At 63.0% G+C, this 12,334-nt stretch carries 4 protein-coding genes; 3 read left to right on the top strand and 1 reads right to left on the bottom strand.

From position 1 onward, the window contains the following. Positions 1 to 106 precede the first annotated feature (106 nt). Positions 107 to 1,852, top strand: a complete 1,746-nt coding sequence (locus AX676_RS07105) for an ATP-binding cassette domain-containing protein (RefSeq protein WP_066477827.1) — start codon at positions 107 to 109, stop codon at positions 1,850 to 1,852. Positions 1,853 to 2,005: 153 nt separating this feature from the next. Here AX676_RS07105 and AX676_RS07100 read toward each other — a convergent pair whose 3' ends face one another. Beyond that, on the bottom strand, positions 2,006 to 4,000 hold the full coding sequence (locus AX676_RS07100; RefSeq protein WP_156437662.1) for a carbamoyltransferase family protein: 1,995 nt from the start codon (positions 3,998 to 4,000) through the stop codon (positions 2,006 to 2,008). Positions 4,001 to 4,750: 750 nt separating this feature from the next. Between AX676_RS07100 and AX676_RS07090 the strand changes: the two genes are divergently transcribed. Next, positions 4,751 to 8,110, top strand: a complete 3,360-nt coding sequence (locus AX676_RS07090; protein WP_066644246.1) for a non-ribosomal peptide synthetase — start codon at positions 4,751 to 4,753, stop codon at positions 8,108 to 8,110. Beyond that, positions 8,107 to 12,333, top strand: a complete 4,227-nt coding sequence (locus AX676_RS07085) for a type I polyketide synthase (RefSeq protein ID WP_066477817.1) — start codon at positions 8,107 to 8,109, stop codon at positions 12,331 to 12,333. Before AX676_RS07090 ends, AX676_RS07085 begins: the two co-directional genes overlap by 4 nt. Position 12,334 lies beyond the last annotated feature (1 nt).

The raw sequence follows: 12,334 nt of genomic DNA, 5'->3' as shown, positions 1-12,334 counted from the left end.
TCCGCGTTGTGCCTGCGATGCCTTCTCCTGAGCGCTTGGCGGCATCGTCGGCATTTGAAGCAATCCGATCGGATGTCGTGACTATCAGCACGCGCGGGATGCTGTGATGTCGGCGCCCAACCTCCTGGCTGGCGCGCTCCACTATTCGCGTAGGGACCGCGCGCTGCTGCTGTTCACCCATACGCTGTCCGCCGTGGCGAGCGTGTTCAAGATCGCGTTCCCATTGCTTGTCGGGCAGTTGATGAACGAAATCCAGCAGAACGGAGTCTCGCGGTTCGACGAGCTGCTTCCGGCATTATGGCGGCTGCTGGCACTTTTGGCGATCCTCTGGGTGGTGCGGATCCCACTGAAGATGCTCCAGTTCCGCATCGCACGCCGCGCCCAGAACGCGATGATCGCCGACCTGAACGAGCGCTTGTTCTCCGCCCCCCTCGCGTGGCACGATCGGCAACATTCCGGCGATATCGCCTCGCGCGTACAGCAAAGTTCGAGCGCGCTCTTCCAGTTCACCACTGCCAAGTACGCGAGCGTCGAGTTCGTTATCCAGATCATCGGACCGACTATCGCGCTGGCGCTGATCTCGCCCGTGATCATGCTAGGCTCGATCATCAGCTTCGTGATCGTCGGCGTCATCTCGTTCAGCGGCGACCGGTATCAGACGCCGTTCTGGGTTCGCGAGACCGAGGCGACGCGGACCCTGACCACCGGGCTGGTCGACGGTTATCGCAACGTGATGACCCTTTACGCGGCGCGCCGTCGCGGTGCCTTCACTTCCTTTATCGACAAGCGGCTGCAGGAGGTATTTGCGGTTGCCGGCAAAAACGTCGCGATCTCAGAGTGGAAGGGATCAGTGATCGAGGTGGTATCGACCGCGTTCAACCTGGGTCTCGTCGTCCTCTACGTCTACCTGGAGACCCGCGACCGGCCCGATGCGATGCGTGAGATCTCGCTTGGCAACATCTACATGGTCCAGGCCTATGTGATGACGGGTATTGCTGCGATGCTGGACTTGGTCGCTAACGTGTCGCAGATCATGCGTCAGCGGGCCGATTTCATGGCAGCGGCACCAATCTACGCTGCGCAGCGCGAGGCGGAGTGCGACGCCCAACTCCCTGACGACTGGTCGCGGCTGGAGATCAAGGACATGACCTTGACCTATGCCGGCATCGACGAGCAGACCAGGGCGCTGCGATCGGTCAGCCTCTCCATCGCCCGCGGGCGCCGATATGCGCTGGTCGGCGCGAACGGCAGCGGCAAGAGCACGCTCCTGAAGCTGCTGTCCGGTCTTCTTCATCCCGACAGCGGCAGGTTGGAGGTCGACGGGAATGCGATCGACTTTGGCGCGCTGCGCCATGCCGCAACGCTCATTCCGCAACACCCCGAGCTTCTCGAGGGCACGCTTGAACATAACCTGTCCATGGGGGCGCCGGCCGGGTCGCTCGCGCAGGACATCGCCCGAAGCGACGTCGTCCGCAGCCTCCTGAGCGGCATCGACGTGACGATGACCTCGCATATTCAGGAGGCAGGCACGAACTGGTCGGGCGGGCAGCGACAGCGCATCGCATTGGCGCGCGGGCTTCTTTCGGCGAAGGGGTCTTCGCTCGTGTTGGCGGACGAACCGACGAGCAGTATCGACCCGGCCGAAGAGCGGTCGATTATCGCGGCACTGCTCGTCGAATTGGCCGGCGCCGTGGTCATTGTCTCGGTGCACAATCTGGAATTGGTCGAAATGTTTGATGACGTGATCGTCCTCGACGGGGGTGTCGTCGTTGACGCGGGCCCGGTCGCAGAGGTCTGCGTTCGAAGTGGCTATTTCGACATGGCGGCACCAGCCACAGCCGCGGCGTCGTAACCATCGTCGGGCGTGCGGTGATCTCCTCGCGGTGCGATACGACGTGTCGTGGCTTCTGCGCGATGACGATGGGGTCCATCAGATGGAACGAGAGCCAGGTGGCTAACCTACGCATCGCAAGCGGCCGGCGGCCACCGACGTCGCGGGCCCAAGTCATGCGGTCGGCGAAAGGACGATCATTCTGCGATGCCAAAGGTCGGAGACTTCGGCTGTAATTCGTGCCAATTGCAGCGGGTCGTCGATCCCGAACGTCGCGCACCGGGATCCGATGTTCGGGCCATCATCGTCGTCTTCCAAGATGCGAAAGAGTGCCGAAGATACCGTCATGGCGTGGCTGCCCGACAGGACGGACGCCGTCGGTTCGATCGAGAAAGATTTTTCATTCGCCATCGACATCGCACATGAAAGTTTCCACCCAGGCGACAGGCGCGCCGATAGCTCGAGCAACGGTAGGTGAGCGACCTTTTCGATCACCCAATCGGAAATGAACAGCTTGTCCAGCTCAGTCGTCAGAAAACAGGTAATGGCATCATCGACGCTATCGACGATTGGTTCGAAGTTATTGTTGAAAGAGGTATTCAAAACGATCGGTAACCCGGTAAGATTTGAGAATTGACTGATAAGGTTGTGAAAATCCGGGTTGTCGTTGTAAGATACGCTTTGAACCCTGGCCGATCCATCAACGTGTGTGACGGCGCCTAGTAGTTCCCTGTACGGTGACCTGACGGGCACGGTCACGACCATGAAGGGCGTGCGAACTACCGACTGTGGAAGGTCGAAATAGTCGTGCAGGTTTTCCTCGAGGACAGACGGCGCGAACGGCCTGTACCCTTCGCGCTTTTTGATCATGGCATTGATACGGGCCTTGTTTTCGTTGGGGCGAGGATCGGCAAGGATCGATCGGTTGCCGAGCGCGCGCGGGCCGAATTCGGAGCGGCCCTGAACCCAAGCGATCACCTCGCCATCAGCGATTGCTTTTGCGGCATCCCTGTGGACATTGTCAGACTTCCGTGCCGTCACGAATCCGTGCCAATCACCAAGCCGTCTCTCCACTAGGCCGGACGTGCCGATCTGCCGCCCGACATACAAATTCGGCAGCACGTCTGGACTAATCTTGCGGCCATTGTCGTGTAGGTAAAAGAGCGCGGCGCCCAACGCATTACCCGCATCATGCGCTGCCGGTTGTACGTGGACGTTCTCGAATCGCCCCGACTTCAGGATTTTTCCGTTCATCGTGCAGTTCTGCGCCACGCCCCCTGTCATACAGAGATTGCGTGATCCCGTAACATTGGCGAAATGGTCGATCATATGCCAACACATACGTTCCAGTGTCGTCTGCAGTGCAGCGGCATAGTCTTTATGGTCTTGCGTGAACTCGTCCCCTTTCTTTCGTGAATTCTCAGCAAGCCCAGCCTCTTCATAAACATTGTAAAGTTCGTAAAATGGCATGATTTCAACATGGCCATCACTGTTTAAGTTATACATCTTATCGAACAGGGCGCGGTACTTCGTTGGATCGCCATAGGGCGCGAGGCCCATAACCTTGTATTCGTCGAAGAGGTGGTATCCAAGGTAGCTGATCGCAGCGATATAGAAAATGCCGAGCGAGTTGGATTGCGGTATCTGCCGAAGGATTTCGATTTCGTCGGAGCTGCACCTGGCGATCAGTCCCGACATGTCGTCGCCACCTCCATCGAGACACATACCGAGCGCGTCACGATATCCGGATGTGTACCAGGCGGCGTAAAGGTGCGCCTGATGATGCGGGCAGAATCGGATCTTCGACGATACATCTACCTTGAACTCATTCTCGAAAAGTCGCGCCACCCATTGCTCTGCCGTTACCTTCCGTTGGCTCGGATTGTAAAAGAACTCCCGCTTGACGGAATCGGATACGGTTTCACGCGCATGATCCGTAATAATCGCGTCGACATCGGAAATCTGCGCGCCGACTTCGGAAAGACAGCACCGTATTGCATGAGATGGAAACGCATTTGAGTGCTTCAGGCGATTCAATCGCTCTTCCTCTATGGCAGCGACAACCCGCCCATCCTTAATCAGCACTGCCGCGGCGTCATGCCCGTCAAAACGCGCGCCATCGCCAATCTCTGTGGACTTCAGACTTCCGTGCCAACCAAGTACCAGCATCTTCAGCTCCTTCGGAAGCAACTCAAGGCTTAAACGTCAGCGTCTTTTGGCGAGAACTGGTATGCGATGCCGGTCACGGGTATCGCCGCGTATGGACGACGCGCTGGTACATCGCGGGTCGGGCGCAGACAGCCGTTGGCAGCATGCGCCAACTGGCCTTTGCGCGGCTTCGCGGATGGTTGCGGCGCGGTCGACGATGCGCCGTAACAAATATGCAGCTTTCTTGCGCGTGACAGAGAATCATGGCGCTTCATCATGGCCTGTCAATAGAGGGCGAAAACAACCGTTCACACTGATCGGCGATAAAGTAGCGCAAAGCAAACGATGAGGCCACGCCGCGTCATCGAAATGCCCATGGGACCTGCTCACCTCGTCGCAAAAATACTATACTGTGGCGCGCCGTGTCGTTGACATTGGGTAGATGCCGCGTAGCATCGGACCACAATGGTATTCGTCGGGCATCGCAGATGCCTTTTTGTTGTTCCCCGTGGTCATGAAGATCGAGAAGAACATGCTGGCTCCTTGCTGGGATAGGCTGATCGGCAATCGGTGGCCGACTCGGGCTGGGCGGGCCAAATCATCGGTTCGAGCGAAAATTCTCTCGGTTCATTGGCGCAGGCCCGCAGCGACCAGTATCTCTCGTTGTCCAGGCTTGGCGACCGTTAGTGTTCTTCGGCGTCGGGAGGTGCGCGAAGGGGTCGCTGGCGGACGGGACTGGGGCGACCGCGTCCGGCGATCGGCCGCTTGAGGGTGGGGACCGGGCTTCAAACCAGGCTCAGTGGACTGTCGATCGAGGAGTTGCGCGCGCGTGCGCGGGGCAGGCTGGCGACGGCCTCGGCGGGGCCGCGGGCGCTCCGCCGGGACGGCCCGCTGCCACTGTCCTTTGGCCAGGAGCGGCTCTGGTTTACGCAGCAGCTCGATCCCGCCAGCGCCGCCTATCACCTGGTCTACGCGCTTCGGCTTCGCGGAAGTCTCGACCTCGATGCGCTGACGGGCGCATTCGTCGACATCCAGCAGCGTCATGAGGTGCTGCGGACACGCTTCGACGCGGACGACGGCGTGCCGATGCAGCGCATTCTGGATACCGGCGCGTTTCGCCTCGAGCGCGCTGCCGTCGACGGCGCGAGCGAGGCTGCACGGTGCGCGGCGCTCAGGCAGGTCATCCTCGTCGAGCAGCAGCGCCCCTTCGATCTCGCACGCGAAGATCCGCTACGTGCGGTGCTGATTCGTGAGTCCGAGCAGGCGCACGTCCTGTTGATCATCGTTCACCACATCGCGGCGGACGGCTGGTCGCTGAACATCATCCTGAACGAAATAATCGAATTCTATAACGCGCGGATGCGCGGCGAATGCTGCACTTTGCCCGCGCTCCAGCTGCAGTTCGCCGACTATGCCCTATGGCAGCGCCAGAGCGCGTCGGCGGCGCAGTTCGCGTCCCAGCTGGAATTCTGGGAGCGGACGTTGTCAAGGTCCGAACACCTGCGTCTGCCGTTCGACCGCCCGCGTCCATCCATCATGAGCGACCGTGGCGACCGTGAGCCCTTCTGGTTGTCGGAGCGTGTCTCCGCGGCGCTAACGACGCTTGCGCGCAGACAGGGTGTCACGCCGTTCATGGTGCTGCTCGCCAGCTATCTGGTCCTGCTCGCCCGCTACAGCGGTCAGCATGATCTCTGCGTCGGCACCGTGATATCCGGCCGTTCCGACGTCCGTGTGGAGCCACTGGTCGGCTTTTTCCTGAACAGCCTGGTGATCCGCGTCGACCTGTCCGGCGATCCGAGCCTGGGCGAGCTGCTTCAGCGCGTCAAAACGGCTGCCACCCAGGCCTATGCTCACCAAGAAGTGCCGTTCGAGCGTGTCGTCAAAGTGTTGCGGCCGGATCGCATTCTTGCCGGACAGCCGCTCTTTCAAACCAGCTTTACCCTCACGGACGCGCCGGCCGCCGCAACCGCGATGCACGGTCTTGAGGTCACCCGAATCAGCGATGAGCGGGTGACCACGCAATCCGATCTCGCACTCAGCATGCAGAGCGATCACGGCCGCTTCGCCGGAATTTTCGAGTATTCCACCGACCTTTTCGACAAGGCGACGATCGAGCGCATGCGCGACCACTTCGTTCGATTGGTCGAGGCCGCCGTAGACGCGCCGGAGGTGCCGATCGCTTCTCTTCCGCTATTGGCCCCCGAAGAGCGACGCTTGCTGCTCCAGGACTGGGCTGCGACCGAGAACGATGAAACCGCATACGCACGGCCGGTAGCGGATCTGATCCGCGAGCAGGCGGCGTGTACGCCCACCGCCACCGCCGTAGCCGACGGGCAGGGTTCGATCGACTATGCCGAACTGGACAGGCGGTCCGATCTGTTGGCGCAGCGGCTGATCCGGCTCGGGCTGCAGCCGGACGATCTGGTTGCGATCTATCTGAAGCGCGGCATCGATCTGGTGGTCGCAATCGTCGGCGTGCTCAAAGCCGGATGCGCCTATCTGCCGCTCGATCCCTCCTTGTTCAGTGAGCGAACCTTGATCGTCCTCAAGGAAGCCGGGCCGCGCGCGATGGTGGCACCGGAGGGCGCGCTCGAGGCCGGCATTCCGATCGTATCAATCGACGATCTCGGCTTGCGGTCCAACGATCGCGCCGATCACCCTGACAGCATCGCCCCGGCTGTCGGACCGGACCACCTCGCCTACGTGATCTACACGTCGGGCTCGACCGGCACACCCAAAGGAGCGGGCGTGAATCAGGCCGGCGTCGCCAATCTTGCCCGCTGGTATGTCGAGGCCGCCCAGATGAGGACCGGCGGCAGGAACTTGGTGGTGACCTCGAGCGCCTTCGACCTCACCCAGGTCAGTCTGGTGGCTCCGCTCACGGCCGGCGGCTGCGTCGAGCTCGCGGCCGAGCCCTTCGACCCTGTCGAGATCTGCCATCAGATCGCACGCAGCGGCGTGACGGTGCTGAACCTCACGCCCAGCGCCCTCTACGTCATCGCGGACGCCGCGATCGAGGGCGGCATTGACGTGTCGAGTCTGCGCTATGTGCTCGTCGGCGGCGAAGTCCTTAACCTCGAACGATTGCGTCCGCTCGGCCGTCGTTACCCACACTTGGCGCTGGCCAACGGCTACGGACCCACCGAGTGCAGCGACCTCGTCACCGTTCACACGCTGGAGGATGGCTGGAGCGAAGACGCGCGTATGCCGGTGCCGATCGGACGTCCCATCGCGAATACGCGTTGCTATGTCCTCGACCCTCGGGGAGAGCCGGTGCCGATCGGCGCGGTCGGCGAGATTTTCATTGGCGGCATCTGCGTCGGCCGAGGCTATCTCGGTCGGCCGGAACTCACCCGCGAGCGCTTCCTTGCCGATCCTTTCGCCGGCGAACCGCACGCCCGGATGTACCGAACCGGCGACCTCGGACGCTGGCGCGGCGACGGCAATCTCGATTTCGTCGACCGGGCCGACCGGCAGGTGAAGGTCCGGGGCTTCCGCATCGAGCTTGCCGATGTCGAAGCAGAACTGCTGGCGCAGGCGGGGGTCGGCGAGGCTGCCGTGATCGCTTGTGGCGCCACCGGAGGCGACAAGAGACTGGTGGGCTACGTCGTCCCCGCCGCCGGCACGATGGACTTCAGCTTGACCGCGCTGCGCGCAGCGCTGCGGGCGAGATTGCCCTCTTACATGATACCGCAACGGATCATGCTTCTGCCGGCGATGCCGTTGACGCCCAATGGCAAGATCGATCGGGCGGCGCTTCCGGCTCTCTCGGAGGAAGCCGGGTCCGAGTTTTTGGAATCGGCTGCCTCCGCAGGCGCGCGTACGGAGATAGAGCGCGTGCTGGTGGAGACGTGGTCCGACGTGCTCGGGCTGACGCGACTGGGCATCGATCAGAATCCGTTCGACGTCGGCGCGGATTCGTTGCTGCTGCTGCGGGTGGTGGCGCGGGTCGCCAAGCGGCTCGGGCGCTCGATCGCCGTGGCCGACTTCTTCAGACACCCAACCGTCCGCGAACTTGCCGCGGTTCTGGAACGCCAGCCGGGGGACGCCAGCGCACTGGTCGCCGAGGCGAAAGCGGATGGAGCGCGGCGTCTTCGGGGCCGCGCGACGCGGGTGCGGGGCGTTCGATGACGGGCACGTCCGAGTCCTCCGACGCTCAGGCGATCGCCATCATCGGGATGGCCGGCCGGTTTCCCGCCGCCGGCGACATCGACGAACTATGGTCGCTGCTCCGCGAAGGAAGGGAGGCGTACCGCCCGTTGTCTGACCAGGCGTTGCGCGATGCCGGGGTGAGCGAGGACCTGATCGCCGACCCCGACTACGTGAAGGCAGAGATGGTTGGGCCGGTCGCCGAGGTCTTCGATGCCGGATTCTTCGGCTACAATCCGCATCAGGCGAGCTTGATCGATCCGCAACAGCGCATGTTCCTTGAATGCGCATGGGAGGCGCTGGAGAGCGCCGGCTACTGCACCGATCATCATGACGGCTCGATCGGCGTGTTTGCCGGCTCCGGCACCAGTTTCCATCTCTGGCGCCTGCTGGCGAGCAGCCAGGACGGCGAGGCCGCCCTGTTCAACTCGGTGATCGACTCCGACAAGGATTTCCTGACCACCCGGGTATCCTACAAAATGGGGCTTACCGGCCCCAGCGTGTGCGTGCAGACGGCTTGCTCGACGTCGCTCGTCGCGGTCCACATGGCGGTGCAGAGCCTGCTCGCTTTCGAATGCGATACCGCGCTTGCCGGCGGCGTGTCGCTCAAGGAACAGAGCGGGCAGGGGCATCTTTACATCCCGAACGGCATCGTTTCGGCCGATGGTCATTGCCGCGCGTACGACGCCCAGGCGACCGGCATGGCCCTCGGCAGCGGTGCCGGGGTGGTGGCGCTCAAACGATTGGAAGACGCGATTGCCGAGGGAGCGCCGATCCACGCCGTCATTCGCGCGACCGCGATCAATAATGACGGATCGGACAAGGTCGGCTTCACCGCGCCGGGGCTGAACTCGCAAATCCGGTTGATCGCGACGGCGCTCGCGGTTGCGGGACTCGATCCGGAGGACATCGGACTGATCGAAGGCCATGGCACGGGCACGAAGCTCGGCGACATGATCGAGCTCACGGCGTTGCATGACGTGTTCGGCGGGTCCGGACGCACGCGGTCCTGCGCGCTAGGCTCGATCAAGAGCAACATCGGCCATCTCGACACCGCTTCCGGCGTGACCGGACTGATTAAGGCGACACTCTGCCTCAAGCATGGCACCTTCGTCCCCAGCTTGCACGTCACGCAGCCAAACGACGTATTGCAATCTCCGGAGTCGCCGTTTTTCATACCGGCGCGAGAAACGCCTTGGCCAAAGTCGCCGGGCCGACCTCGCCGTGCCGGGGTCAGTTCTTTGGGCATCGGCGGCACCAACGCGCATGCCGTGTTGGAAGAGCCGCCCGCGCGCGAGCCTAGAATCTCGCGCGGACTTCAGATCTTTCCGGTCTCGGCCGCGAGCGCCGGTGCGTTTCAACGAAATGCGCGCGCGCTCGCGGCTGCCGTCGCCAGCAGCGACGAGGCGCTTGCCGATATCGCTTTCACCTTGCAGATCGGTCGCAAGGCGATGGCGTATCGCGGCGCGGTGATTGCCGGCGAACGCGAGCACCTGTCGCACCGGTTGCTCAACTTGGCCGCCGAAGCGCCGACCGAAGCGAGCGGCCAGATGGTGCTTCTGTTCCCGTCACGCACCCGCAATCTGATCGGGGCGGCGCATCGGCTTTGCACCGAGCTACCGCGTTTCCGAGAAGATCTGGATCGCTGCGCACAGGCGTTGGAGCAGCGGTTGGGTTACGACGTACGGGCTACGTTGTGCGATGGTGTCGTGGCGGACGAGCACGCTCCCGCAGCGTTGTTCGCGTTGGAATATTGTCTCGGCAAGCTCTGGCTCAGTTGGGGTTTGCGGCCTGATGCCTGTGTCGGTGAAGGTGTCGGTGAGCTGGCAGCAGCCTGCGTTGCTGGCATCGTCCCATTCGAGCGCGCGGTGGCCGTCCTTGCCGGAGCATTGGGCCGGACCGATGCCGCCGCCGCTCGACAGGCGGATGCCGATGTGATGCAGGGCGACGAGGGTCTGGGCATTGCGTGTTTCGGGATCGGCCGTGGCCGGCTCGATGCGCGCATCGACCTCGCGCAGTGGAGCCGCGAGCTGCTCGTCCCGGCGACCGGCCCCAGCGCCGATCTCCTCGGCGCACCGGCGCAATACGTGCTCGAAGTACTGCCAGATGCGGGGCTAGCCCAGCGCGTCAAGGCCGCAGGCATGCTGGCCGGCGACGCTGCGCTACGCGCGCCGGCTGACGGCTGCCCGCTCGATAACGCCGAGCTGCTGGAGCTACTCGCCAGCTTGTGGTGCGCCGGCGCCGATCTCGACTGGCGCAAGCTTCACGTCGATGGCGCGCCACTGCGCGTCGTCCTGCCCACGTATCGCTTCGAGCGGGAGCGCTGCCCGATTCCGGCCGCGATGCCGACCCCCTCAAAGGCGATGGGGGCACAGGCAAAACCCGACGAGCGCGGTGCACCCGAGGACTGGTTATATATACCGAGTTGCGCAGCCACCGCCGCGCCGGGACCGCCCGGCGCGAATGTCGAGGGTAAGGTAATTCTCGTTCTTGCGGGGCCTGGCCGTCTAGAAGAGGTGGTGGACCGGATCCGGGTCCTTGGTGGCAAGGTTGTCGTGGTGGCGCCTGGCGCTGCCTTTCGCCGAGACGAGGATCGATACGAGCTCAGGACCGAGAGTGCTGAAGACTATTGTCGGCTGTTTGACGACTTGTCTTCCGCTGGTCTCATGCCGGACGGCATTATCCACGCCTGGAGCCTCGACGAGGCCGGCACGATAGGCGGCGACCCGTTCCTGGCGGAGCAGGGCGCCGGCTGGGTCAGCGTGCTGCTTTTGCTGCAGGCGTGGCACGCGCGCGGGGGGGAGCGTCCAAAGGCTCTCCTGGCACTGACCACGGGTCTTTACGCGGCTCCGTTCGGCCAGGGCGCTGGCGGCTCGCGTGCGGCCTCGCTGGCGTCCTTGTGCCAGGTCATTTCGCAGGAAGAGCCGGAGCTGCGGCTCAATGTGCTGGATGTACCTCTGGACGACGGCGGCGACGCTGACGGTCGCTATGCCGACTGGATCGTCGCGGAGCTGGTCCGGCCCAGTCAGGACATGACATTTGCGTACCGGGGCAATCGCCGCCTCAGGACCGCATGGGAGCCCGTCAGGCTGGACGAGACGCCGGTTCGCTCGCTTCAGACTGACGGAGTGTACCTGATCGTTGGCGGCCTCGGGGCGATCGGTCTTGCTTTGGCAAGGCACCTCTCGGCAAACCATCAGGCGCGGGTCGCGCTCGTTAGCAGAACGCGGCTGCCTCCGCGCCAGGAATGGCCGGACCTTATTGCGCAAGGCGTTCACCCGCATTGTCGGACGCTGGCTGTACTGAGCGAGATCGAGCGCGCCGGCGGAACGGTGTTCACCGTGGCGGCGGATGTCGGCTCGAAGCGCGAGATGGCGGAGGCGGTCGAGCAAGTCGAAGAGGTTTTTGGGCGAATAGCCGGCGTGTTTCACCTCGCCATGGCGCAGGACGGATCGGGAAACCGGCCGTGGCAGGAGCTGTCGGCGAGCGATCTTTCAAATCAGCTTGCGCCAAAGCTCTCTGGCTTTCGCGTGCTCGAACAGGTCTTCAGGCACCGTAAGATCGACTTTGGCGTCGTTTTTTCCTCAAACTCAGCGATCCTGGGCGGTTTCGGATTCGGTGCCTATGCAGCCAGTAACGCGGCGCTCGATGCGGCGGTGACAGAGGGCAGCCCGCTTACCCCGCGCTGGCTCTGTATCAACTGGCCAGGGTGGCGGGTGCTCAAGCCTGCCGATGCGGACGCGCGTGCGGGCGGGGACGAAGTAGCCGCGATCCTCGACGATCAGACGGTCATCGATAGCGCGGAAGGTTGCAGAGTTCTCGACATGATCATTACGCGGTCGACGGTGCCGCATGTCGCTGTGCATCCGACATCGCTGACTCTGGCGTTTGAAACCTGGGCGCGCCACAAGGCTCGGTGTGAACCGCCGGCGTCGTCGAACGCCACCGGGCCCATGCTGCCTGCTCAGTCAAGCGACCTACAGGCGGATGTCGTCGAGCTACTGAAAAGCAGTCTTGGCGTGGATCACATCCGGACCACGGATATGTTCGTTGATCTCGGTGGAAACAGCCTGATTGCCCTGCGCGTGCAGCACCGCGTCCGCAAGCGCTTCGGCGTGTTGCTGCCGCCCAGGCTCCTGATGGATACGCCCTTGGTTCCCGGTATCGTCGACCATGTTCGGCACGCTCTGGCGCAAGGAGCATAAC

Origin of the sequence: Sphingomonas sp. CCH21-G11 (genome assembly GCF_001555965.1) — a bacterium.
Classification (GTDB): domain Bacteria; phylum Pseudomonadota; class Alphaproteobacteria; order Sphingomonadales; family Sphingomonadaceae; genus Sphingomonas.
Note: the sequence above shows the minus strand (reverse complement) of the source record. Positions and strands in the feature narration are given on the sequence as shown.

Coding starts and splice junctions, on each gene's coding strand:
- AX676_RS07105 (WP_066477827.1), top strand. CDS start 107: ATGTCGGCGCCCAACCTCCTGGCTGGCGCGCTCCACTATTCGCGTAGG.
- AX676_RS07100 (WP_156437662.1), bottom strand. CDS start 4,000: ATGCTGGTACTTGGTTGGCACGGAAGTCTGAAGTCCACAGAGATTGGC.
- AX676_RS07085 (WP_066477817.1), top strand. CDS start 8,107: ATGACGGGCACGTCCGAGTCCTCCGACGCTCAGGCGATCGCCATCATC.